This window comes from Hymenobacter fastidiosus, assembly GCF_039539565.1.
GTDB classification, from domain to species: Bacteria; Bacteroidota; Bacteroidia; order Cytophagales; family Hymenobacteraceae; genus Hymenobacter; species Hymenobacter fastidiosus.
In genome coordinates this window covers 17,542-40,279 of sequence record NZ_BAABDJ010000022.1, presented here as the reverse complement: position 1 = coordinate 40,279, position 22,738 = coordinate 17,542, and the positions used below count along the sequence as shown (strand labels likewise).

Below are 22,738 nucleotides of genomic sequence, written 5' to 3'. Positions count from 1 at the left end.
ATGACGACTATCCTGATCGGGCTTTCGGCCCTCTCGTTCCTGTTCTACGGAATCAGCTACTTCACTTCCCAAAAGCTCAAAGACGAATTCAAGCGCTACGGGCTGGCCAAATTCGGCCCCCTGACCGCCGTGCTGGAAATCCTCGGGGCCGTGGGCCTGGTGGTGGGCCTGCAGGTTCCGCTGATTCTATCCGTAGCGTCCGGCGGCCTGGCCCTGCTGATGCTGCTGGGCTTTGGCGTCCGGATCAAGATCAAGGATGGCTTCTGGCTGGCGCTGCCGTCGTTTCTGTTCATGCTGCTGAATGGCTATATTTTCTACGAGTCGTTGCAGGCTTATTGAGGCGGCGGGTGAAGTGACTTAACGGTTGGATGGCGAAAAAAACGGGCCAAGTCAACGCTAGTGGGATTGTACTGTTGAGTAGCTTTGCTGCGAATAGTACCTTGTTTACAACCTCAATTTACTTGCACAACGGCCTGCCTTGCTGAAGTGCCTTCCTTATGGTAAAAAAAATCTTCTTCCTTGTCTTGGTACTGGGTGCCAGTAGTAGCTCCGATGCGCAACAACGTATCAGTGCTGTCGCCAGTGCGTCTTCCACCCCAGCTCCGACCGCCTCCCGCGCTGATACCGTGCAGGCTATCCATCATATTTTTAGCAAGCATCGCACCGGCGGGTGGATATGGACGGCTATTGGCAGTGCCTTTGCTTTACGTATTACCTCTGTGGCGGCCAACAGCAATGCCACGGCTGACGGATTCAGCAGTACAACTGCGGGCACACTAGTAGGGGTCGGGCTATTTGGCGGAGTCCCGGCCGGAATAGGGATTGGCAAATTGACGCGTTTCAGCAAAACCAAAGAAGAACAGGTGGTGGCCCTGTATGAAAAATCGAAGATCCTGCCGCCTTACGTTGTGCAACGACTGAAACCAAAGTATTTCAGCCATTAAAGAATCTTTTCCGCCAAAAAGCCCCGCTGACACAACGTCAGTGGGGCTTTTTAGCGGAAAGGAGTTGAGCAGATTTCAGAGGACGGATTGCTTCGCTCGGCTCGCAATGACCGGGCAAGGAAGGCTTACCCCACCGCCGGAATCTCCACGTTGTTGAACCGGATGCCGCCGTCTTCCAGCACGGCTTCCACCACGGCGTCCTTGCTCACGCGGCCCGAGAGAATGTCCTTGCTCAGCTCATTGAGCACCAGGCGCTGAATGACGCGCTTGAGCGGCCTCGCGCCGAACTGCGGGTCGAAGCCCTGCTCGCCGAGGAAGTTGAGGACTTCGCCGGTGGCTTCCAGGCGGATGCCGGCTTCGTGCAGGCGCTGCTGAATCTGGCGGAACTGGATGTCCACGATTTTGCGGATTTCCTTGCGCTTCAGGGGCTGGAACATCACGATTTCGTCGATGCGGTTCAGGAACTCGGGGCGCATGTGCTGGCGCAGCCGCTCCAGCACTTCCTCGCGGGTGCGGTCCACCACCTCGTCGTGGTTGTACTCGTTCAGCTCCTTGAAGTTTTTCTGAATCAGGTCGGCCCCGGTGTTGGAGGTCATGATGATGATGGTGTTCTTGAAGTTCGCCACCCGGCCCTTGTTGTCGGTGAGGCGGCCGTCGTCGAGCACCTGGAGCAGGATGTTGAACACGTCGGGGTGGGCCTTCTCGATTTCGTCGAGCAGAATCACCGAGTAGGGCTTGCGGCGCACGGCCTCCGTGAGCTGCCCGCCCTCGTCGTAGCCCACGTAGCCGGGAGGCGCCCCAATCAGGCGCGACACGGCGTGGCGCTCCTGGTACTCGCTCATGTCGATGCGGACCATGCTGTTCTCGTCGTTGAACAGGTATTCGGCCAGGGCCTTGGCCAGCTCGGTTTTGCCCACGCCGGTGGTGCCCAGGAAGATGAACGACCCTATCGGCCGCTTGGGGTCCTGCAGGCCGGCCCGGGAGCGGCGCACGGCGTCGGAAATGGCGCCGATGGCCTCGGTCTGCCCGGCCACGCGCTTGCCCAGCTCGGCTTCCAGGTTCAGCAGCTTCTCGCGGTCCGACTGCAGCATCTTACTCACCGGAATGCCGGTCCACTTGGCTACTACCTCGGCAATACTTTCACTGGTCACGACTTCCTGAAGCATGGTGCCGCCGGCCTCATTGGCGTTGGCCTCGTCCTGGAGCTGCTTGAGCCTGGCTTCGGCCTCCTGGATCTTGCCGTAGCGCAATTCTGCCACCCGACCATAATCGCCCTGGCGCTCGGCCTGCTCAGCTTCGAGCTTGAACTTCTCGATGGCCGCCTTCTGCTCCTGAATGCCGGTGAGCACGGCTTTCTCGTTTTCCCACTGGGCCTTCAGCGTGTCGCGGCGGGCGGTCAGCTCGCTGAGGTCCTTGGTCAGCACGTTTTCGCGGTCGTAGTTTTCCTCGCGGCGGATGGCTTCGCGCTCAATTTCGAGCTGCATGATGCGGCGCTGGATTTCGTCCAGCTCCACGGGCATCGAGTTCAGCTCGATGCGCAGCTTGGCGGCCGCCTCATCCATCAGGTCGATGGCTTTGTCGGGCAGGAAACGGTCGGTGATGTAGCGGCTGCTCAGCTCCACGGCGGCTATCACGGCGTCGTCGGTGATGCGCACGCCGTGGTGGAGCTCGTACTTCTCCTTGATGCCGCGCATGATGCTGATGGCATCCTCCAGGGTGGGCTCATCGACCACCACGGCCTGAAAGCGGCGCTCCAGGGCCTTGTCCTTCTCGATGTACTTCTGGTATTCCTTGAGCGTGGTGGCCCCGATGGCGTGCAACTCGCCGCGGGCCAGGGCGGGCTTGAGCAGGTTGGCTGCGTCCATGGCGCCCTCGCCGCCGCCGCCGGCCCCGATCAGGGTGTGCATCTCGTCGATGAACAGGATGATCTGCCCATCGGAGTCCGTTACTTCCTTAATCACGGACTTGAGGCGCTCCTCAAATTCGCCCTTGTATTTGGCCCCCGCGATGAGCAGGCCCATGTCGAGGCTCATGATGATCTTGTCCCGGAGGTTTTCGGGGATGTCGCCGGCCACGATGCGCTGGGCCAGGCCCTCCACGATGGCGGTTTTGCCCACGCCGGGCTCGCCGAGCAGCACGGGGTTGTTCTTGGTGCGCCGGCTCAGGATCTGCAATACCCGGCGGATTTCCTCGTCGCGGCCGATGACGGGGTCCATCTTGCCCAGGCGCACCTGCTCGTTGAGGTTGCGGGAGTAGCGGTTCAGGCTCTGGTACTGGTCTTCGGCGCTCTGGCTGGTGACTTTGCGCCCGCCGCGCAGCGCCTGAATGGCGGCCTTCAAGTCCTTGTCGTTGAAGCCGGTGTCTTTGAGCAGCGTGGCCACGGCATCCCGGCCGGAGAGGATGCCCAGCAGCAGGTGCTCGATGGACACGAACTCGTCGCCCAGGTCCTTCATGGCGGCGTTGGCGCGCTGCACGGCATTGGCCGCGTCGTTGGCGAAGTAGGGCGAACCGCCGCTCACCCTGGGGTAGGCGGCCACCAGGGCATCGAGCCGCGGCGTGAGAATGTTGAGGTTGGCGCCCAGTTTGTTGGCCAGAAACGAGAAGACGCTCTCGTCGCTCTGGAAGATGCCCTTCAGCAAATGGCCCGTTTCGATGGCCTGCTGCTGGTTTCCGCCGGCAATTTCGGTGGCCTTCTGCACAGCCTCCTGCGCCTTGATGGTGAAGTTTTTAAAGTCCATTTCCGTTCGTCTCTAAGTGGGTGCTTCGGGTTAGGAAGTCGGTACAAAGGGACTAGCAAACGGGGTGCGAGAGGTGAAAATCAGACTTTTTGGCGGGAACACTGAAATTTTTGAACAGTGAAAATGCTAAAATGTCAAAAAAAGGACAGCTTTCAATTATGCTGGTCTATAAGATTCACTACTAACCCTTTTTCCAGCAATCTAGCTTCCAGATAATACAAGAATTTCTTGTAAAATTCTGCTCTAATAATCAAGTCTTTCCTAAGCTTTGGGATTAGTTCGCCATTATGTGATTCCGTAAACCTCTTCGCTTTTTTAGATGTGGCCTCCTTAAGAATTCCTTTGGGGTCAACGCAACTTTCTGGACTATCTAATAAATCTAGGCTTACCTCATATTCGTTATTAAAACAATCAATATCAAATAGTATAAGTGTTTCAAGTTCGAATATACAAATCAGGTTTACACCTCTTTCTCTATTGTTAACCTTTATTATTCTGTTGGTTTTTCTAAAAAATTTCCTAGCATTTAATTGTTTTTTCCGCTCCCATGACAAGCCGTCTAAATCCCGACACAATATAACTAAGTCGGGCTGTTCTGCTTGCACCTCCAACCTTATTAGTGTTTGTGTTTTTAAACTATCCAAATCACTGCCTCTGATATTTTTTACTAATTCAGTAAAATCAATATCTGCAGGCAAGAGTGGCTTCAAAAGTCCGATTATTGCCAAAGTATCACTTGGAGCTTCGGCTACTACTCCTATTAGCATAAGAACTCAGATTTCTAGTGTTGAATGAATCCAATAATCACGCAGATAAGCTTGCTCTTTATAGAGTCCAGCTTTATTTTTTTGCTTAACTGTCAACTTTTTTATTTCAGAGCCCCCACCCTTGCTGGATGTCATTATGTTTATCCTATCAAGTTCGTCCTTTTCCAAGATATCCAGAGCTTGAGGTGCATGAGTTGTTAGGATAACCTGATTTTTTTCAGAATACTGTTTCAAAAAATCAAGAATCCTCATTAACTGATGCGGGTGAACTCCCAATTCTGGCTCCTCTATAAAAGTAATAGTGGAGAATGGTAATCCATCTTTGGAAGAAACAGTAATTGACTGTCTACCAAATTTATAAGCATAGTCTGTCAAGTTGTTAAATGAAAGTTCTGCTATTATATAGAACATTCTTTTAGTCCCATCAGACAGATAATTAAAAGTCAGCCATTCATCATTTATTCTGAATTCAAGTTGCAGATTTTCAATTTTGAAAAATTCACCAACTTTAGAAATTATTTTAGTTTCGCAAAATCTGATATCTTCGATTTGAGTAAAGCTTGAAACTACTCTAGATAATTCCCGCGCGGTCTTGTTAAGGGCCTCTGAGGCGTCTTCATCACTGAATGTCCTAGCAAAACCAAAATGTGAGTAAAGGAACCTGCTAAAAGCTGGAAGAGAACTATTGAAAACTTCTTTAGGCAACCTACTTTTACCTCCGTTTTCGCTTCGCTCAATGCTAGCAGGCGAACTTACAAAAGGAAATATCATAGGCGTTCCATGTTTAATCATGGCAACACCGTAAAGCCTTTCAATATTCCTAGATAAAGCTAAATTATCTTCTAAATCTCCTTCAGTGGGAATATTTTTCCTATTTACATCATTACCCGGCCTGCGGTCCTCAAATAGCAGTGCTTCGGGCCCATGGTATTCATAATGTGTTTTTACCTCAGCGGTAAAAACATCACCTTCTTTCTTCTCTAACTCGCTGATTGCGTTAGATGCTTGTCTGCTAAGCTGTAAACGAAAGCTTGTTTCACCCGCGATTTTAAAATCAGCTTTAAATTCCGATATTTCTTCGAAATCGAAGCCCAGAACACTACTGGCTAATGTCAAAAAATTAGTTTTCCCCGACCCATTTTTTCCTATTAGGATATTTAGTCCTGGCAAAAAGGATGCATTCATGTCTTGAATGCACCTAAATCCTCCAAGTTGTACAGATTCAAGGTATGTATTCAACTGGGACATTTTGGTTTGGTTTATATCTTCCATAAAAAGTGGAGACAGGTGACAAAGCTAACCGGAGAATTTGACTGAAGTTTTGTTTTAGCCTTGTCGTTAGTTTAGCGGGAAAAAGCAGTAATACTGTAATCCCAAGTGCTTTAATCTTGTTGGGAATAATTGAGACGTTATAGTTTCGCTCAACAGCTTTGGCGCAAGCTACTAAGAAGTTCCCATTTCTTCAGCGGCGGGGGCAGCGGGCGGGGGTGGCGCAGGAGAGGAAGCTACTGAAGAAGCGGGGGTTTAGCTCAGCGGGACCCGCCGGGCGCGGGGCGGCGGCGGGCGGCCGGACGGGGCGGGCGCAGCGCCTGGGGGCGCGGGGGGCGGGGCTGAGGGCGGCCGGCGGGGCGGGCGCGCCGGGGAGGGCTCAACTAATGTGCATTGCTGCTATCCAATGCAGCATCAATCCAGTTTTCCAGCGCTAGGTTGGCGATGCTAGTGAAGTGCTTGGTGTTGCGGGTGACGAGGATGAGGCCATGGGCCAGCGCCGTGCTGCCGATGAGGATGTCAAAATCGTCAATCGGCCGGCCACTTCGCCTTAAAGTCGCTTTCTGGTCGGCGAATATTTCCAGCGCGGGCGCAACGGGCAGCACCTGCTCGGCAAACAACTCCCGAAACTCCGCTACTTGCTGATGCTGGCGGGTCTGCCAAACCGGGGCGCTGTTGGCCGCACCGAATAGTAGTTCGGAAATGGTGATTTCGGACACGAAGCATTGTGCCAGCCCGAGCGTAGCAAACTTCTCGTTAAGCCGATGCTCTCCTCGCAGAAAATGGACGCAGATGTTGGTATCGAGCAAATAGCCGGCGCTCATAACGTAATATCCGGCCGGTTGCTCTGACGGGAGTCCTGCAGCATTTGGTTTATTTCATCCCCACTTTCATCCGATTGCCAGGAACCAAACAGGGCCATAAAACGGCGCTCCCGCTCCTCCAGCGACAGCTTAGCGGCTGGCAAAGCAGTCGCTTTCACGCCTAGCCGCTGCGCCAGATTAAGTAGCAGGTGCAGGTCGGAATCGTTGCTTGGTTCTAATACAAGGATAGTTGCCATAGTCGGAAGGGTTTGCTTGCACAAGTTACGCAGAAGCTCCTGTTGCTCTCAGCGGGACCCGCCGGGCGCGGGGCGGTGGCGGGCGGCAGCACGGAGCGCCTGGGGGCGCGTGGGGCGGGGCTGGGGGCGTCCGGCGGGGCGGGCGCGCCGGGGAGGGCTGTTTTCACACACGCAACTTAATCTTACAGAAAGCTGTAAGTTTGTAGGGAATCTGAACGGGTGCCAGTCGCCCTAGTAGGATTCACCCGGGGCCGCCGCAAGGTGGCCCCTTTTATTTTCAGAGCTGTACCAGATGCAGCGGGTGGCTCCGGTTGGCGTAGGTATTGAGCACGGGGCGCAGACGCGCATAAAAATTATGGCCCTGCTTGCTGCGCATGTACGTATTCGGTTCGTAAAGCTGCCGGGCCGCGTAGGCCACCACATCCACCAGCTGATGAATGAACGAGTGCGCCGAGTCTTTTAGAAACGGGTCTTCAATAACGGATTGCATCGCCAGGTTGCGGTAGCCGGCTCCTGTGGTCTGGTGCGTGGGATTGTTGGGAACCGGGTTGTAGTGCCGCATTTTCCGCAACAGGGTAGTGAGTTTGCCGCCGTCGGTGTTGTCGGGCAGTACCAATCCGCGCTGGTCGGCGAAAGCACCGGGGTAGTTGCGGTTGCGCAGGGTATTATCGAACCGTTGAATTAGCGCCTGCCAGGCATTATCAAACACGTCGTAGCCAGCGGGCTTAGTGGTTTTATTCACGGCCACCGTGCAGATGCGAATGTCGCTGCGATTGCTGAGGAAATCCAGGCATTGCTTCAGAATATCGAGCCGGTCGTTGCGCCGGATGCGTACCAGCGCCCCTGGATTGGTAATGAATGGTGCGGCGTGAATTTCTTCGCGCAACTTCAAGCCTTTCGTTTCCCGCAAGTGTCTTCGAAAAGCAACAATGTCATTGAGAAAATCCCGCCATCTGGTTTCATGCACCACCAAGCTGGAAAGCAGAAAATATTTCGTCGGACTGCCTTGCAGGCCGGTATCACCACTTTCGTCGGCGTAGAGTAAATACATGCAGAGTGGAGGCTGATTGAAAACGCAGCAGGAAGCTACGGAAGAAGCTGTTGTTTCTCTCAGCGGGACCCGCCGGGCGCGGGGCGGCGGCGGGCGGCAGGACGGGGCGCGGGCGCAAGCTGGTGGAGCTACTTTTCGTCGTGCTGCCCCCGCCGCCCGGTCGCAGTAGCCGGGAGGCGGGGTGCCTGCAGTTGCTTACCGCGTGGCGGCGTGCCGCGGCGTGTTCAGCAGAGTGGCCGGCATCGACTCGGGCCGGACCAGGCTGGAGAAGAAGCTGACCTTGCCCCCGAGCCTGGGCCGGGAGCGGGCCGGCGACTTAATCCCGTCGGCCCCCGTTTCGGGGAGCAGATCAGGACGGGAGTGACATATTCCCGCCGCGCTATCAACCAGCCACCGGGTTATTCCCTGGTTTTGACCGTTCCATGGCCCTGGCTCAATTCTCTTTGTTTTCCTTCTTATTCCTCATTTCGTGAAACACGATTACTTCTATGCCCTGGGGCTGAGCCTGACCCTGCTGCTGGCGGGTTGCAGCAAGGACGAGTCCGGCCAGGCTAAACCCGCTCCGACCCTGACGGCCAAGGAAACCCTGCTGACGGCCAAAAACTGGCGTATCACGGCCGTGGTAGGCGCTACCACGTTCATGGGCAACACCATCACGGTCGATGGCTTCAAGCAAATGCCGGCCTGCGAAAAGGATAACTTCTACAAGGACAACGCCGACAAAACCGCCGTAACCGACGAGAGGGCAACCAGGTGCTCTACCAGCGCCCCGCAAACCCAGACGGCTACCTGGTCCTTCAATGCGGCGGGACGGAGCTGACGGCGTCCGGCACGGTGAACGGCATGCCCAAAACCGTTACTGCGGAAGTGCTCCAGCTCACCGCCGCCACGCTTCAGATCCGGACGACGACGACCACCACCCAGTCGGGCCTCGTTATCACTGCTACGGCTACCACTACGTACGCCGCTTTCTGATTGCGGCCCCGGGCCCCGAACCGAAAAAGCCGGCTCCACTACGGTGGGGCTGGCTTTTTTGTGCTGCCAGCTTCTGCTTTGCCCCCGGAGTAGCCAGCCCTGAATCAGCGTCAGGCACGGCGGTCAGCACTTTTTTCAAACTCTCCGCCGGACGAATTAACCTCAGTAACCCGCCATAAACGCTGCTTAATTGTTTGCCTGCTACCACCACCGACTCACTGTGCCGGATGGTGGACGAAGCAACTCATGAAAGACCCCATACTGACCGATCCGGACATTGACCGGGTGATTGAAATGGCCTGGGAAGACCGGACCCCCTTCGAGGCCATTTTCCAGCAGTTTGGCCTGCGCGAGCAGGACGTGATCAGGCTGATGCGCCGGGAAATGAAAGCTTCTTCGTGGCGGATGTGGCGGGCGCGGGTGCAGGGCCGGACTACGAAGCATCAGGCCAAAAGCGCCGTGGACGATGCGCGCTTCAAATCAACTCTGCAACGCAAAATAACCTTCAATAAAATTTCCAAACGGAGGTAGGCACCGCCGCCAATCCTGCGGTTGCCTGATTGGAACAGGGTGCCGCCTCCGCCCCAGCAAAAACGCGCTGCCCCAGCTAGTGGAGCAGCGCGTTTTGGTAAGGAATCCGGGGAACCTATGCCTGCAGCGAAGTAGCCGCGGAGCTTAGAGTCTGGCCCAGCTGCCGCAGTTGAGCCTGCGCATCGGGCGTAGCGCTGTCAGCAGCTTTGGTGGTATGCTCACCCAGGGTTTTCAGCGACTGGCCGATCTGGGAACCATCGCCGCTGTCAATGGCGCTTTTCAGGTTTTCCAGCTCCGAGGAAATGGCGCTTAGAGCCGGGCTACCGGCTCCGTTCAGGGTAGAAATCCAGCTGTCGATGTTGCCGGCAGCCGCCGGGGCAGCGGCACTAAGACCTCCGCCAAGGGCTTGAAGGGTGGCGTCGAGTTGGCTGTTTGATTTGGAGGTGGACGAATCCATAATAGTGAGGGTTTTGGTTGGAAAGAAATTACTACCCTACTACTCCGCAATAGCCTGGAGGTTAACGGTCAGATGCTCAAACAAAGCGTGGTAAAACATATTCCCCTCCGGGCGGTGTCGGTACGATAGTGGCCACAACAACGGTAGCGCCATTGCCGATATATTTGAGGGCTTCACCCAAGGCAGTAATTGACTAAATCCTGTACAAATAAAAATTATTAGCAAAAAATTAATAGTGCTCATCGCTGCTGTCACCCGTGGTGTTCAGGCTTGTTGTCACTCTTGCCGCGGGGTAGTGGCACTTACGCCTGGGTGTACCCCCTGAGTAGCCGGGTTGAGTCTGGCAGCGCCCAACTGGAGCATTGCCATCCGGCTTGCGGGCTGATAATGAGCCAGGAATCAGGGAAGCAACCCTCCGTTGGATAAGTCGGGAGGAGCCGATAAAGCGTTTGCCACGACCACCAGCCGCGCCCGTAGCTGGCTCAAGCGTCCGGGCAGTAGTTTCGTCGGCCCCGGACCTTTTGCCGAGCGGCCCACTCGTGGTTTCTTACCAGGCTACGCCCAGCTTTACCCCGGCGGGCAGGTAAAAGCCCGCGTGGCCATAGTCGCTCAGGCCGGAAGCGTAGCGGCCGGCAGTGGGCGCACTGGTAGTGGTTCGGGTGGTGCGCCAGCCCATACCAAAATACAGGTCCAGAAACACCGGGGACTCCCCCAGGAACACCTGCTTGCCCACCACCACCGCCGCGCCGAAACGGGTGATGGTTTCGACCTGGTCGCGCAGGCGGTATTCGTAATAGGCCAGGCCGTTGGGGCCGGGCTCGGCCTGCCATTCCCGGGCCTGGAAAGTCAGCCGGAAGCGTTGGTAGTGGGGGCCGCCGGCCACGTATACGCCCGCCAGCGGCTGGGGCTGGGGGTTCAGGTAGTGCCGATACTGCCCGGCGAAGCCAAAGCCCCGGACCCGGTCGTGGCCGCCTTCGCTCAGGGTGGAAGTAAGCTCGCCCACGGGGCCCCCGTAGAGCTGGGGCGTGAGGCTGAAGCTGTGCCGGAAGCTGGTTCCCCAGGCTTTTTCCAGGCTGAGATGGTAGCCGCCCGCCAGCACCGGGGTCAGCTCGGCCTTGAGGGCCAGCCCCCGGGCCTTCGTAGCCGGGGAGACCTGGGACTGGGCCGCGGCCTGATACCCCAGGCCGGCCAGCAACCCAAGGACCCGCCAGCGGGCTGCCCGATAAAGCAGGACCCGGTACCTCAAAGCGCCGGGGTGATGGGTAGCTTGCTCAGGGGCGTAAGCACGCCGCCCTGATAGCGGTACTGGTACAGGCCGTCAGGACCGATAGCCAGCAGGTTGCCCCGGTGGGGAATGACGTCGGATACATTCACGCTGAACGTCTGTAAAGGCAGCAGCCGGGGGGCGTTCTGGGTGTTGAAGACCTTAAGCTGGTTTTTGTCGCACACGAACAGCAGGGTACTGTCGACGCCGAGGCCCATAGGGTGCTCCATGGGGTAAACCTGGGCCAGGCGCGGGGCCCGCAGGTTGGTTAGGTCAACGACCTGAAGCTGGTTGATGCCCCCACCGCAGGTGCGGCCGTCGCGCAGCGTCACGTAAGCATACCGGTCGTCGACCACCACCGGGTCGCAGCTCATCACGTGCTCGTAGTAGGCCAGCTGCTCGGGCGCGGCCGGGATCGAAGCATCGAAAATGTACATGCCCCGCTGGGTGCCTAAAAACAGGTAGGGCGCGCGCGGGTAAATGGTTTCGATGCCCAGATTCAGATTGACCACCGGGCCGCGGGCCGGGGCGCCAGGGGTGGCCAGGCTGAACAGGCGCAGGCTCTGGTTGTCGACTACGTAGAGGGTATTGCCGAGCACGGTAAAGCGGGCCAGGGAACCGCCCCGGCCGTTGTCGGCGGCGCGGTCGGCACTGGCCGGGCTGGCGTCGTTGCTGGCGCAGGAGGCCAGGCCGGCGAGCAGCAGCAGGCTGGCGATGAAGCGGGTCAGGAGAGGAGCGGAAAGGCGCATAGGAATGGGCGTAGGATTATAGTTTCTGCCAGCCTACCACCACGGCATCGGCCGGGCGGTGCTGAGGCTGATACTCGGTGGGCACGTCGCCGAGTTCGGGCATGGGCAGCTCCGGCACCGCCTCGCGGACGCGGTGCAGCAAGCGGGCCTGGCGAACATCGGTCAGGTCGAAGGTCAGCAGGTCGGGGCCGCTGTCGGCATAGAGCAGAGAGCCCTTCATGGCCACGTCCACGTTGCCGGGAATACGCAGAAACGCCACCGGCTCGGGGTGGGTCGGGTCGTGGTTGTCGATGATGTGCAGGCCCTCGTACCGCTCGTTGATGTAGATGTAGGGGTCGCGCAGGTATATTTTGCCGGTGTTGCGCAGCGCCTGGGGCGGCAGAACTGCTACGGCCTGCTCCAGCTGCGACCGGGCCATGAGCAGCGGCTTGTAGCGGGGCAGGGCTATCCTGTCACCAGGGTCGATAAGGGGGCAGGCACTGAGGCAAAACAACAGGCTGCTGCCGAGGAGTAAAGAGTAGAGTCGCCGCATAGTTCAAATGAAAACAGGCTAAGGGAAAAGACCGGGTATCAGCGGGATCCTCAATCAGGATGCAAGGTTGCATCGGAAGCAGAAAGGACAAAATTATGCGTAGCGGGAGGCGGCCGGTAGCCGATAGGCACACGGCCAAAGCCGTATTTCCGGGGCGCGGGCCACCCAGGCCGGCATTGCGGACGGTGGGTGAGCAGCGCCCGATACCTGGCCGGCCCCGGTACGGAGACGTTGGTGGTAGGTGGCGGAGGCCCGGAACCCGGGGGCCTGAGCTAGTGCTTCAGCAGCTTCTGGGAATAGGCCCGGCCGTTCACCTCGGTACGCAGCAGGTATACGCCCGCCGGCCAGGTGGCCGTGGAAATACGCAACGTGCCGTCGGCGGCAGCTTGAAGCAGTACCGGCATTTTACGGCCCCGCGCATCAACGACCGTCACCCGGCCCGGCTGCCGGCTGGTGCCGGCGCGGAGGATAAGCTGGCTGGTGAACGGGTTGGGGTAGCTGTTCACCCCGGCGGCTTCGGCGGGAGCAGACGCAGTGAGGGGGGTGGCCAGGCGGCTCAGCCGGTAGGGCCGCAGAAAGCGCCATATTTCCCGGCTGGCGCTGATGTCGCGGTTCGTGACCCCAATGGTAAAGGCCGAGCCGGGCCAGGTATGCCCGCCGCCGATGATGCGGTAGTGCTCGACCACGCTGCCGTTGCGCCCATTGGCCCAGACCGAACGTTCGGCGGTAGAGCCGTCGGTGGTATTGGTATTGGGCACCTGCGTAACGACAGGCGTGGGGGCGCAGCCATTAAACTGCACCCAGTAGCTGAGCACCGCCGGAATAGACAGGAAAAAGGCGTTGCCATTGTAGGGCACGGTGGCATCGGCAGTACCGTGAATTTCCATAATGGGCGTCGGATGCTGGGGCGTGCAGACCGCCCGGCGGCTTTGTGCCATGCTGCCCGTAACGGAGGCCACGGCGGTAATGCGCCCACTCAGCTGGCAGGCCAGCTCATAGCTCATAAAGCCCCCGTTGCTCATGCCGGTGCTGTAAATCCGGTCGGTATCGATGGTATACGTCAGCTTCAGGTGGTCAATCAGGGCGGAAAGAAACGCGACGTCATCGACGCCGGTGCCGGGCGGCAGAAAAGTGTTCCAGGCCCGGGACCCGTTGCCATCAAGCGTCCCGTTGGGATGCACGATGAGAAAGTTAGCCGTGTCGGCAATGGGCCGGAAGTCGCCGTAGGCTTCCTGTTCCACGTTGTTGGAGCCGTAGCCGTGCAGGTTGAACAGCAGCGGCACGGCCTTGGCCGGCGAATAGGCCGCCGGTACGTAGAGCCGGTACTCGCGGCGCAGGCCCCCGCTCATAATACTGCCCTGCACGGTTGCCTGGGCCTGAGATACCCCGGGAACTAAGAGAAGCAAAGCAAAAAGCAGCAGGGGAGTAGTTCGAAGCCAGATCATAGCAAGCGGGAGTTTTGGGAAGACGTAGTTACGCAAAACTCCCGACGCCGACGTTCGAACGGAAGAGGATAGCGGACTACGCAGGGAATATAGCTCGTGTTCTGACCAGACCAGCAAAAAGCCCGCAGTATCGGACTGCGGGCTTTTTGCTGGTCTGGTGGGGTAGCGTCAGCTGAAGCTAGTCTTTGCGGGAGTACTCCGCGTGGCGTACCGGATCCTTTTTGCGGTCTTTCTTACGGCCAATCAGGCCCCCGGCCGCCGCCCCGGCTACCCCGCCGATAACGGCCCCCTTCGTGCCACCCAGTACGGCTCCGCCCACGGCGCCCGCGCCCGCGCCGATGGCTGCGCCCTTGGCTTTTTTACTCCATCCTTTCCTGGGCTTGGTCTGCGCCTGCGCGGCTTCCGGAGCCACTGTGGCATTGAGCATCACTACGGCCGATACCAGGGCTATATACGCTTTGAACGTTTTCATGACGGTAGAATTTAGTGTGAAAAACGAGCGCTGGCAGTTCAACGCAGAAAGGGTGCCTCAGGTTGTAACCGGTTGCTGCTCTTGCCTATCGGGCAGACTGTTCGCCGGGCCGCGGCGGGACCAGGGCAACGAAAAACCCCGGGCCAATATGGTCCGGGGTCAGGTGGTTCAGCAGCGCTGGCGGCGGTTAGTTGGTGCTGCCCTGGCCATTGGGCGCGGGCGCCGCCGCACCCACCACCGGCGGATTCTTCACGTACTTGTTCAGCCACTCATTCATTTCCCACAGCATGTGCAGAACCGACTCCCGCGCTGCGTAGCCGTGGGCCTCGAAGGGCAGCACGACGTAGCGGGCGGTAGCTCCGTGGCCTTTCAGGGCACTGTAAAACCGCTCCGTCTGCAGCGGGAAGGTGCCCGAGTTGTTATCGGCTTCGCCGTGAATCAGCAGAATCGGGGTCTTGATCCGGTCGGCGTAGGCGAAAGGCGACATCTTGTTGTACACGTCCGGGGCTTCCCAGTACGTGCGCTCCTCGGCCTGGAAACCAAAGGGAGTGAGCGTGCGGTTGTAGGCGCCGCTGCGGGCAATGCCGGCCCGGAACAGGGTGGTGTGCGCCAGCAGGTTGGCCGTCATGAAGGCTCCGTAGGAGTGGCCCATCACGCCTACGCGCTTAGGGTCTACCACGCCCAGGCGGGTACCTTCTTCGATGGCGGCCCGGGCGCTGGCTACCAGCTGCTCGGTGTAGGTGTCGTTGGGTTCCAGCTTGCCTTCGCCCACAATCGGAATGGACGTAGCCTGCAGTACGGCGTAACCCTGGGTTACCCAGAAAATGGGCGAGCCCCAGGTCAGGCGGGCGAAGGCATAGGGGGAGCCTTTCACCTGGCCGGCGTTGGTGCGGTCCTTAAATTCCACCGGGTAAGCCTCCATGAGCGTGGGCAGCGCGCCGTTTTCCTTCTTGTAATTCGGCGGCAGATACAGGTTAGCCGTCAGCTCCACGCCATCGGCCCGCTTGTACCTGAGCACCTGCTTGGTCAGGTTCCCGACTCCCGCGTAGGGATTGGGGAATCTGGTCAGGGCCGTGAGCTTCTGCTTCCGCACTTCGCGCAGGTAGTAATTCGGGTTTTCCTGGACTGCCTCGCGCCGGGTCAGCAGCTCGCGCCGGGCTAGGTTGAGGATAGTTACCGGTACTTCGTAATACGGGGCCGCCGACTGCCACCACCGCTCGGTTTTTTTGCTTTTCAGGTCCATCTCAGCCACGAAGGGCTGGTCGCCCTGGGCTGAAGCACCGGCGCCGAGGAAATACACTTTTTCGCTTTTGGCATCCGTGGCCAGCACGGCGCGGCCGGCCGCGTTGCGGACCTCGAACGGGGTGCCGGGGTTAGCATAAGCATCCTGCGACGACCGGCTGGAGAGCACCACCGGGGCGCTTTTGGCCGTGGGACTAATGGCCCAGGTCGTCTCCTGGCGGTCGGCCCAGCGGTAGCCTTCTACCAGGGCCAGGCTGTTGGTGCCCCAGATGATGTTACGGTAGCGCAGGGGCAGGGCCACCAGCTCCTGGGCGTCGGCCGTGAAAGGAGAGGCGAGGGTGAAGAGCTTGTCGCGGATGGCGGCCGGGGCTTTCGGGTCGCCGCCGTCCTGGGCTTCCACCCAGTATACGGTGGCGGGTACGTCGTCGCGCCAGCCGTGCTCCCGGGCTCCGGTAGGCACCGCGTCGAAGCTGGTTGGCAGGTTATCGGCTAGGGGTAGCTCGGCCAGGGTTTTCACCAGCAGGCCGTCCAGACCCAGGATTTTCACCTGCTGGGGGAAGCTGCTGACGGGCAGGGTGTAGGAATAAGGCCGCTGCCGGGTTTTGACCAGTACATATTGCCCACTGGGGGAGGGCACCGCACTTTGAATAATGCCCGGCTCGCCCACGGGCTGCATGCGGCCCAGCAAGTCCACCTTCACCAGCTGCGCCGCGGCATAGTAATCGAACAGCTTTTCATCGCCCGGATTTTTCAACAGGTCCTGATAGGTGCGGGCCGCCGCCTTTTTGCCGGCGTTTTCCTGCACGATGGGACCCATGGGGACGGCACTGATAACCGGCATTTCGCCGCGGCCGCCCACAATGGCGCGGGCCAGCAGCGTATGGCTGTCCGCCAGCCACTGGTAAGACGAGCCGAACACGCCGTTCAGAAACAGGTTGGGCATCAGGCGGGCCGAAGCCGAAGCGACGTCCACAATCCACAGCTCGATGTGATTGGCCGTGGTGTGGGTAAACGCAATCTTGGTGTTGTCGGGCGACCAGCTGATTTCGCTGAGGCGGGCTTTGGCCGGCAGCCCCTGCACCAGCAGCTCCTTCCCGGCCGGCAGGTGGCGCAGGCGCAGGTCGGTGAGGTAGGTAACGCGGCTCGGGCCATTTGTGCGCGGATTCAGGCGCAGGCCCGCGAGCCGTAGCTCGGGCTGGGCCAGCTCCGCTATGCCGGGCATCTCCTGCACGCTCATCAGCAGCAGCCACTCGCCATTCGACGCCACGCTGACCCTGGGCAGGGCCGGTGCCGTCACCAGGTCGGTAATAGCCCTGGGCGGCGTCTGGTACATCACGTCCTGCGCCCAGGCGGCCCACTGACAAAATCCTAAAATAAGCGTCAGGTAGAATTTTTTCATGCTCAGATTGAAACGTGGCGAGTCAGGAGGAGATAAGCGTCTTCGAAGATAGGAAATAGGTGCTCAGAAGGCTGGTAATTAATTTTTTAACCCGAGGCCATCAGCCGGGATATTTTCCGGGCAGATGCCACCAGCCGCGCTGAAACGCTGTAAAAGCTGAATTCCAGCGCCTTGACGGAAGTGGCCAGGCTTGGTATAAGTCTAAAACCGGCAAAGCAGCGCCGGGGCGGAGGGTACAAAAAAAGCGGCCAGCTATGGAGCCGGCCGCTTTCTGAATTACTGACCCGGAGGTCGGAGCTTTATTTTCTCCGGACCGGAGCTTTTTTCACCGGGGCTTTCTTCACCGGAGCCGCTTTCACGGGAGCAGCGGGGATTTCCGGGGCCGGACCGTACTTGGTTTCGGCCGGGTTCGGGTCGCCGGGCAGGTACACATCGAACTCGACGCGGCGGTTGATGGCGCGGCCGGATTCCTTGGCGTTGTCGGCAATCGGCTTGGTTTCGCCGTAGCCATGCGACACGATGCGGTCGGCGTCAACCCCTTTGCTGAGCATGTAGGTACGGGCCGAGGCAGCGCGCTGGTCGGACAGGCGCAGGTTGTAGGCGTCGTCACCTTTGTTGTCGGCGTGAGCCGAGATGCCGAGCGAGTAGTCCGGATAAGCATTCAGAATCTCAACCAGGCCATTCAGGGTTGGGAACGAAATCGGCTTCAGCGTCGCCTTATCGAACTCGAACTGGATGTACTTGGTGGCTTCCTGCAGCTTTTTCTTCTCTTCCACCTTCATTTCCGGGCAGCCTTTATTCGAGGCTGGGCCTGGACGGGCTGGGCAACGGTCCTGGTAATCCGGAACGCCGTCACCATCACGGTCGAGTGGGCAACCCGTAGCATCAACCGCGACACCGGCGGGAGTACCCGGGCACTTATCGTTGGCATCGGTTACGCCGTCGCCGTCAGCATCCGGGCAGCCTTTAAGCTCCGCTTTGCCGGGGGTATCCGGGCAGGCGTCGTCGCCGTCGCGCACCCCATCACCGTCGCGGTCGGGGCAGCCTTCGAGGGCCGCCAGGCCTTTTTCGGTCGGGCACTTATCCTGGTAATCCGGAACGCCGTCGGCGTCGCCATCGAGTGGGCAACCGGTAGCGTCAACGGCTACGCCGGTTGGCGTGCCGGGGCATTTGTCTTTCTTGTCGCTTACGCCGTCGCCGTCGGTATCAATGGTCTTACCCAGATTGAAAGTCAGACCAGCGGAGTGCTGCAGGTAGCGGTCGTTGATGTTGCCTTTCGGGGTGATGCCATCGATCTGATCGGTCGTAGCGTAGTGCTGGCTCGTTTCGACGAACACCGACACGGCGGGCGAGAACTGGAAGGTGATACCGGCTGCGCCTTTCAGATCCCAGGCGTACAGGTCCCGGTTGTCAGGAGCGCCGCCGCCGACCTTGAAGCGGTCGGTGCTGGCGAAAAACACGCCGGGCGTCAAACTCAGATAGGGGGCAATAACGGATTCCTCCTTGAAGGCCCAGCCGTTGTTCAGCTTCAGCTTGATCGGAACGCCGATGTTCACCACATTGGCCCGGAAGCCGCTGAAGTTAAACTGCCGGTTTTTTGGTGGCGTGCCGGAGAAGGCCATTTCGCCGTAGCTCATGTCCAGGCCCAGATCAATACCGGGCGTGAGGTAGCGGCTGATTTTGAGGCCGGCACCGAACTCAATCTTGTCGTTCTTGTACCACTCGGAGCCCAGATCGCCATGGTACTGCCAGGTGGTACCGTACAGGCTGATACCTGTTTTTCGTTCGGAGCTTTGTGCCTGTCCCGGGTGGGGCAGGGCAGCCACCAACGCCAGGCCGAGCCCGAGGGCCTTCGCAGCGGATGTAAGAGGTAGTTTCATAGGGAACAGGGTTGAAAAGTCAAACTCACGATTTATTGAGTTGAGCCTATATACCGCCCCCCGAACCATAAGGTTGTTGTAAAATGCGGCCTGATCACTCCCCCCTCTGGTAGCAGGCCTGCCGGCTACGGAAGAGCTTGCCAAGCTGATGGAACAGCGGTAACCGCCAGGGGGTGGCATCAGCCAGGGGCTGCGCGGGGTGAAGCGGGGAATAATAATGTGAGGGTCAGCCTGTTTGTCTATAACCCGTCCGGGATAAAGACAGAGCGAGGAATTTCAGCCGGGTATAGCCTTAGCCTTGGCAGCAGAAGTTACGGTAGTTGAAAAGTAGAGCCCAAGATATACCTGCAGGGTGGACACAGCCCGAAGAAAAAGACCGGGCCAGGGTTTCTCCTGCCATAGTTGCCCGGGCTCCTCTGTGGTGCTACCGCCCAAAGCCCCTCCCGCAGGAGAGGCTTTGGGCGGTAGCACCAGGGCTGCTTAGTTAATCGGCGCCTCAATGATAAGGAAGCGGCTTTCTGCCGGGTATGCTATCGTTACCAGACCAACATCCCAGAGGCCTATGCTGTCACACTTGTCCAGTATCTGGCCGTTCACCACGATATTGCCCGTCATCAGAAAGACGAACACGCATTTATTGAGCGGATTCAGGGAATACGATACTGACCGGCCGGCCTCGCAGTAGCCCGGAGAAAGCCGGGCATTCTGGTTGATCCAGCAATGGGCCGGGCCTTCCTCGTTGCTGTCGGCCTTCAGGCGGAACAATTCGGTTTGCCAGAGGCCGAACCCGTCGTGGCGGTGCAGCGGCTGGCCGTTGATGGTCACGTCGCCCTCGAGTACGAAGACATTCACGCCGTTGCCCGGCTTCTGGACGGTGTAGACGGCCGTGGTGCCGGGCTCGAAGTTGCCGAGGCTGAACCAGGTATCCTGGTGAATCCAGACCCCGGCATCGTCGGACGAGGGCGAAATCACCTGCTGAAACCGATTGTGCCGGTCCTCAGCGCGGAAGGTCTGCTGATCGTAGCGGGGCGGCACGCCGCGCTTGTTGGGGAATACCCAGAGCTGCAGGAACTGCACTTCCTGGTCGCGGCGGTGGGTTTTCTCGCTGTGGGCAATGCCGGTGTCCGCGCTCATCACCTGCACGTCGCCACGGCGGATAACGGCCTGGGTGCCCGTGTTGTCCCTGTGCTCCAGGTCGCCGGACAGCGGGATGCTGATGATTTCCAGGTTGTCGTGCGAGTGGGTGCCGAAGCTCATGCCGGCGGCTACGGTATCATCGTTGAGTACGCGCAGCACGCCGAAATTCATTCACTCCCGGTCGCGGTAGCCGGCAAAGCTGAAGGTGTGGTAGGAGTTGAGCCAGCCGTGGCTGGCGTGGCCGCGGGAGTGGGGGGGGGGCAGGACAGCTGGCATGACAAAAGCGGAAAGGAAAGCGGCGAGCTACCGGTTGCCGGGTTGATATGGGTGCACACATAGATAAGGCCGGGAAGTTTAAACAGGGTTTTCTGGCGGGCCGGCAATGCCAGTCTGGCCGGATTAAGCAACGTTAGGCAGCCCCGCCCGTCAGTTGTCGGTTCCGGGGTAAGCTGGTCGGGGTTTGCGGGGCCAGGTCTTGGACCCGGACTATCATCACAATAGGATGCATTGCGTAATTTGCCTTTCCTTTCTCACCCTTCTACTCCCTAAGAAGTTATTTATGCTCAGAAATTTCACGCGGAAAGCGGCCGCTGCGGCTGTTCTTTTCCAGCTGATATGGTCGGGACCAGCCGGTGCCCAGTTCGGTCCCGGCACCCAATGGACCAAAGATGGTTATGGCTACATGCAGGCCGACAAGGACGAAATCGTGCAGCTCGACGCCCGCGACGGCACCAAGCGCGTGGTGCTGGTCAGCAAGGCTCAGCTCACTCCCCAGGGCCAGACGGCCCCGCTGGAAGTGCGCCGCTTCGCGCTTTCGGAAGACGGCCAGAAAGTGCTCATCCATACCAACACCAAAAAAGTGTGGCGCTACGATACCCGCGGCGACTACTGGGTGTACGATACCAGCGCCAAAACCCTGAAGCAGCTCGGCAAGGGCCGGCCCGAGTCGTCGCTGATGTTTGCCAAGTTCTCGCCCGACGGCAAGCACGTGGCCTACGTGAGCGAGCATAACCTGTACGTGGAAGATCTGGCCAGCAGCGCCATCAAGCCCCTGACCACCGACGGCACCCTGACCCTCATCAACGGCACCTTCGACTGGGTGTACGAGGAGGAGCTGGACGCCCGCGACGGGTTCCGCTGGGCGCCCAACAGCCAGAGCCTGGCTTACTGGCAGCTCGACGCGGCCAGGACCAAGAACTACCTGATGCTGAACACCACCGATCAGCTCTACCCCTTCACGGTGCCGGTAGAGTATCCGGTGGTGGGCGAAGACCCCAGCATGGCCCGCATCGGCGTGGTACCCGTGCAGGGCGGCGCCACGACGTGGATGAAAATCCCCGGCGACGCGGTGCAGAACTACCTGCCGCGCATGGAGTGGGCCAAAAATTCCACCGAGCTCATCATTCAGCAGCTGAACCGCCGCCAGAACGAAAGCAAAATCATGCTCGCCACCGCCGCTACCGGCGAGGTGAAGCCGCTCTACAGCGAAAGCGACAAAGCCTGGGTGGATGCTAAAAAAGAAGCCATGGGCTGGGACTGGATTGAGGGCGGCAAGCGCTTTATCTGGCTCAGCGAAAAGGACGGCTGGCGCCACATCTACGCCATCGACCGCAAAGGCCAGGAGAAGCTGCTCACCAAGGGCGACTACGACGTGATTGAGCTGAGCCTGGTGGACGAGAAAAACGGCATGATCTACTTCACGGCCTCGCCCGAAAACGCCACCCAGACCTACCTGTACAAAGTGGCGCTGAAAGGCGGCAAGGCCGAGCGCGTGTCGCCGAAGGAGCTGGCCGGTTCGCACGGCTACGACATTTCCCCCAACGGCAAGCTGGCCCTGCACAACTTCTCCAACAGCACCACTTACCCCGTTTCCGACGTGGTGGCGCTGCCCGACCACAAGCGGCTGAGCGGGGGTGAAATCCCGGAGCGCGCCAAGAGCATCAAGCTGCCCAAGGCGGAGTTCTTCCAGGTGAAAACCGCCGATGGCGTGACCATGGACGGCTGGATGGTGAAGCCCACCAACTTCGACCCGAGCAAGAAGTACCCCATCGTATTCTACGTGTACGGCGAGCCCGCCAGCCAGACGGTAGTAGACCGTTTCGGCACCGGCTTCAACCGCCTCTACGCCGGCAGCATGGCCGACGACGGCTACATCTACGCCTCGGTGGAAGGCCGCGGCGCCCCGGCGCCCAAGGGCCGGGAGTGGCGCAAAGCCATTTACCACAGCATCGGCAAAATCAACATCCGCGACCAGGCTATGGCCGCTCAGGAGCTGATGAAGCGCTCCGCCTTTATCGACACCTCCCGGGTGGCGGTGTGGGGCTGGAGTGGCGGCGGCTCGTCCACGCTCAACCTGCTGTTTCAGTATCCGCAGATTTACAAGACCGGCATTTCCATTGCCGCCGTCGACAATCAGCTCAACTACGACAACATCTACCAGGAGCGCTACATGGGCCTGCTGCCCGACGACCGGAAGTACTTCGTGGAAAACTCGCCGCTGCACCACGCCAGGAACCTGCGCGGCAACCTGCTGCTCATCCACGGCACCGGCGACGACAACGTGCACTACAACAACGCCGAGCAGATGATCAACGAGCTGGTCAAAAATAACAAGCCGTTTCAGATGATGGCCTACCCGAACCGCACCCACAGCATCTCGGAAGGCGAAGGCACCAGCCGCCACCTGGCCACCACCTTCACCCAATATCTGAAGGAGCACTGCCCGCCCGGCGCCCGCTAAGCGCAAGGTGATTTTGCATAAAAAGGCCTCCGAAATGCTTCGGAGGCCTTTTTTGTGCCTTTGTAGCAACCCGGTACTCTGAACGA

22 protein-coding genes are annotated in these 22,738 nt (G+C 59.1%); 7 read left to right on the top strand and 15 right to left on the bottom strand.

Annotation, left to right across the window (positions count from 1 at the left end):
- Both ABD833_RS11180 and ABD833_RS11175 read left to right on the top strand, forming a co-directional pair.
- Positions 1-339: a DoxX family protein gene (locus ABD833_RS11180; RefSeq protein ID WP_345073039.1), complete on the top strand. Its 339-nt coding sequence runs from the start codon at positions 1-3 to the stop codon at positions 337-339.
- A gap of 158 nt (positions 340-497) precedes the next feature.
- Positions 498-944 (top strand): hypothetical protein, encoded by a 447-nt coding sequence (locus ABD833_RS11175; RefSeq protein ID WP_345073038.1) that lies wholly within the window; start codon positions 498-500, stop codon positions 942-944.
- 125 nt (positions 945-1,069) lie between these two features.
- On the opposite strand, the gene clpB is transcribed toward ABD833_RS11175, so the two are convergent.
- The 6 genes from clpB to ABD833_RS11145 form a co-directional block, all read right to left on the bottom strand.
- Positions 1,070-3,682: an ATP-dependent chaperone ClpB gene (gene clpB / locus ABD833_RS11170; RefSeq protein WP_345073036.1), complete on the bottom strand. Its 2,613-nt coding sequence runs from the start codon at positions 3,680-3,682 to the stop codon at positions 1,070-1,072.
- Positions 3,683-3,834: 152 nt separating this feature from the next.
- Positions 3,835-4,449 carry a DUF4276 family protein gene (locus tag ABD833_RS11165; RefSeq protein ID WP_345073034.1) on the bottom strand — a complete coding sequence of 205 codons (615 nt, stop codon included), beginning with the start codon at positions 4,447-4,449 and terminating at the stop codon, positions 3,835-3,837.
- Between the two features lie 6 nt (positions 4,450-4,455).
- Complete coding sequence (locus ABD833_RS11160) at positions 4,456-5,721, bottom strand: AAA family ATPase (RefSeq protein WP_345073033.1); 1,266 nt, start codon at positions 5,719-5,721, stop codon at positions 4,456-4,458.
- A 380-nt stretch (positions 5,722-6,101) separates the two neighbouring features.
- Positions 6,102-6,542: a type II toxin-antitoxin system VapC family toxin gene (locus ABD833_RS11155; protein ID WP_345073032.1), complete on the bottom strand. Its 441-nt coding sequence runs from the start codon at positions 6,540-6,542 to the stop codon at positions 6,102-6,104.
- Positions 6,539-6,778: a hypothetical protein gene (locus ABD833_RS11150; protein ID WP_345073031.1), complete on the bottom strand. Its 240-nt coding sequence runs from the start codon at positions 6,776-6,778 to the stop codon at positions 6,539-6,541. The genes ABD833_RS11155 and ABD833_RS11150 overlap by 4 nt, the downstream gene beginning before the upstream one ends.
- A 277-nt stretch (positions 6,779-7,055) precedes the next feature.
- Positions 7,056-7,829, bottom strand: coding sequence for a DUF3800 domain-containing protein (locus ABD833_RS11145; protein ID WP_345073030.1), 774 nt, complete (start codon positions 7,827-7,829; stop codon positions 7,056-7,058).
- 181 nt (positions 7,830-8,010) lie between these two features.
- Here ABD833_RS11145 and ABD833_RS11140 point away from each other — a divergent pair, with 181 nt between their 5' ends.
- From ABD833_RS11140 to ABD833_RS11125, 4 genes are all read left to right on the top strand, one after another.
- The gene (locus ABD833_RS11140) at positions 8,011-8,193 is read left to right on the top strand and encodes a hypothetical protein (protein ID WP_345073029.1); all 183 of its coding nucleotides are present in this window, start codon (positions 8,011-8,013) and stop codon (positions 8,191-8,193) included.
- Positions 8,194-8,298: 105 nt separating this feature from the next.
- Positions 8,299-8,649, top strand: coding sequence for a hypothetical protein (locus tag ABD833_RS11135; protein ID WP_345073028.1), 351 nt, complete (start codon positions 8,299-8,301; stop codon positions 8,647-8,649).
- Positions 8,650-8,672: 23 nt separating this feature from the next.
- The gene (locus ABD833_RS11130) at positions 8,673-8,804 is read left to right on the top strand and encodes a hypothetical protein (protein WP_345073026.1); all 132 of its coding nucleotides are present in this window, start codon (positions 8,673-8,675) and stop codon (positions 8,802-8,804) included.
- A 246-nt stretch (positions 8,805-9,050) separates the two neighbouring features.
- The gene (locus ABD833_RS11125) at positions 9,051-9,335 is read left to right on the top strand and encodes a TIGR03643 family protein (RefSeq protein WP_345073025.1); all 285 of its coding nucleotides are present in this window, start codon (positions 9,051-9,053) and stop codon (positions 9,333-9,335) included.
- A 115-nt stretch (positions 9,336-9,450) separates the two neighbouring features.
- Here the strand turns inward: ABD833_RS11125 and ABD833_RS11120 are convergent, their stop codons facing one another.
- From ABD833_RS11120 to ABD833_RS11080, 9 genes are all read right to left on the bottom strand, one after another.
- A complete protein-coding gene (locus ABD833_RS11120) occupies positions 9,451-9,792 on the bottom strand; it encodes a hypothetical protein (protein ID WP_345073024.1) in 342 nt (113 codons plus the stop codon).
- A 547-nt stretch (positions 9,793-10,339) separates the two neighbouring features.
- Complete coding sequence (locus ABD833_RS11115; RefSeq protein ID WP_345073021.1) at positions 10,340-11,038, bottom strand: hypothetical protein; 699 nt, start codon at positions 11,036-11,038, stop codon at positions 10,340-10,342.
- Complete coding sequence (locus ABD833_RS11110; RefSeq protein ID WP_345073020.1) at positions 11,035-11,805, bottom strand: LVIVD repeat-containing protein; 771 nt, start codon at positions 11,803-11,805, stop codon at positions 11,035-11,037. Before ABD833_RS11110 ends, ABD833_RS11115 begins: the two co-directional genes overlap by 4 nt.
- Positions 11,806-11,821: 16 nt before the next feature.
- Positions 11,822-12,337 (bottom strand): LVIVD repeat-containing protein, encoded by a 516-nt coding sequence (locus ABD833_RS11105; RefSeq protein WP_345073018.1) that lies wholly within the window; start codon positions 12,335-12,337, stop codon positions 11,822-11,824.
- A 272-nt stretch (positions 12,338-12,609) separates the two neighbouring features.
- Complete coding sequence (locus ABD833_RS11100) at positions 12,610-13,743, bottom strand: extracellular catalytic domain type 1 short-chain-length polyhydroxyalkanoate depolymerase (protein WP_345073017.1); 1,134 nt, start codon at positions 13,741-13,743, stop codon at positions 12,610-12,612.
- Positions 13,744-13,960: 217 nt separating this feature from the next.
- Positions 13,961-14,254 (bottom strand): YMGG-like glycine zipper-containing protein, encoded by a 294-nt coding sequence (locus ABD833_RS11095; RefSeq protein WP_345073015.1) that lies wholly within the window; start codon positions 14,252-14,254, stop codon positions 13,961-13,963.
- A gap of 187 nt (positions 14,255-14,441) precedes the next feature.
- Entirely contained in the window at positions 14,442-16,895 is a 2,454-nt protein-coding gene (locus ABD833_RS11090; RefSeq protein ID WP_345073014.1) for a S9 family peptidase, read from the bottom strand.
- 299 nt (positions 16,896-17,194) lie between these two features.
- Positions 17,195-18,775, bottom strand: coding sequence for an OmpA family protein (locus ABD833_RS11085; RefSeq protein ID WP_345073012.1), 1,581 nt, complete (start codon positions 18,773-18,775; stop codon positions 17,195-17,197).
- A 480-nt stretch (positions 18,776-19,255) separates the two neighbouring features.
- Positions 19,256-20,083: a pirin family protein gene (locus ABD833_RS11080; protein WP_345073010.1), complete on the bottom strand. Its 828-nt coding sequence runs from the start codon at positions 20,081-20,083 to the stop codon at positions 19,256-19,258.
- A 388-nt stretch (positions 20,084-20,471) separates the two neighbouring features.
- On the opposite strand from ABD833_RS11080, the gene ABD833_RS11075 reads away from it, so the two are divergent.
- Positions 20,472-22,652 (top strand): S9 family peptidase, encoded by a 2,181-nt coding sequence (locus ABD833_RS11075; protein WP_345073008.1) that lies wholly within the window; start codon positions 20,472-20,474, stop codon positions 22,650-22,652.
- The last annotated feature ends 86 nt before the right edge of the window (positions 22,653-22,738 follow it).

Excerpts from the sequence above, each read along its gene's own strand:
- ABD833_RS11180 (WP_345073039.1), top strand. The coding sequence starts at position 1 with ATGACGACTATCCTGATCGGGCTTTCGGCCCTCTCGTTCCTGTTCTAC.
- ABD833_RS11155 (WP_345073032.1), bottom strand. The coding sequence starts at position 6,542 with ATGAGCGCCGGCTATTTGCTCGATACCAACATCTGCGTCCATTTTCTG.
- ABD833_RS11165 (WP_345073034.1), bottom strand. The coding sequence starts at position 4,449 with ATGCTAATAGGAGTAGTAGCCGAAGCTCCAAGTGATACTTTGGCAATA.
- ABD833_RS11090 (WP_345073014.1), bottom strand. The coding sequence starts at position 16,895 with ATGAAAAAATTCTACCTGACGCTTATTTTAGGATTTTGTCAGTGGGCC.
- ABD833_RS11120 (WP_345073024.1), bottom strand. The coding sequence starts at position 9,792 with ATGGATTCGTCCACCTCCAAATCAAACAGCCAACTCGACGCCACCCTT.
- ABD833_RS11105 (WP_345073018.1), bottom strand. The coding sequence starts at position 12,337 with ATGCGGCGACTCTACTCTTTACTCCTCGGCAGCAGCCTGTTGTTTTGC.
- ABD833_RS11150 (WP_345073031.1), bottom strand. The coding sequence starts at position 6,778 with ATGGCAACTATCCTTGTATTAGAACCAAGCAACGATTCCGACCTGCAC.
- ABD833_RS11160 (WP_345073033.1), bottom strand. The coding sequence starts at position 5,721 with ATGGAAGATATAAACCAAACCAAAATGTCCCAGTTGAATACATACCTT.
- ABD833_RS11080 (WP_345073010.1), bottom strand. The coding sequence starts at position 20,083 with ATGAATTTCGGCGTGCTGCGCGTACTCAACGATGATACCGTAGCCGCC.
- ABD833_RS11085 (WP_345073012.1), bottom strand. The coding sequence starts at position 18,775 with ATGAAACTACCTCTTACATCCGCTGCGAAGGCCCTCGGGCTCGGCCTG.
- ABD833_RS11175 (WP_345073038.1), top strand. The coding sequence starts at position 498 with ATGGTAAAAAAAATCTTCTTCCTTGTCTTGGTACTGGGTGCCAGTAGT.
- ABD833_RS11075 (WP_345073008.1), top strand. The coding sequence starts at position 20,472 with ATGCTCAGAAATTTCACGCGGAAAGCGGCCGCTGCGGCTGTTCTTTTC.
- ABD833_RS11125 (WP_345073025.1), top strand. The coding sequence starts at position 9,051 with ATGAAAGACCCCATACTGACCGATCCGGACATTGACCGGGTGATTGAA.
- ABD833_RS11110 (WP_345073020.1), bottom strand. The coding sequence starts at position 11,805 with ATGCGCCTTTCCGCTCCTCTCCTGACCCGCTTCATCGCCAGCCTGCTG.
- ABD833_RS11130 (WP_345073026.1), top strand. The coding sequence starts at position 8,673 with ATGCCCAAAACCGTTACTGCGGAAGTGCTCCAGCTCACCGCCGCCACG.
- ABD833_RS11145 (WP_345073030.1), bottom strand. The coding sequence starts at position 7,829 with ATGTATTTACTCTACGCCGACGAAAGTGGTGATACCGGCCTGCAAGGC.
- clpB (WP_345073036.1), bottom strand. The coding sequence starts at position 3,682 with ATGGACTTTAAAAACTTCACCATCAAGGCGCAGGAGGCTGTGCAGAAG.
- ABD833_RS11095 (WP_345073015.1), bottom strand. The coding sequence starts at position 14,254 with ATGAAAACGTTCAAAGCGTATATAGCCCTGGTATCGGCCGTAGTGATG.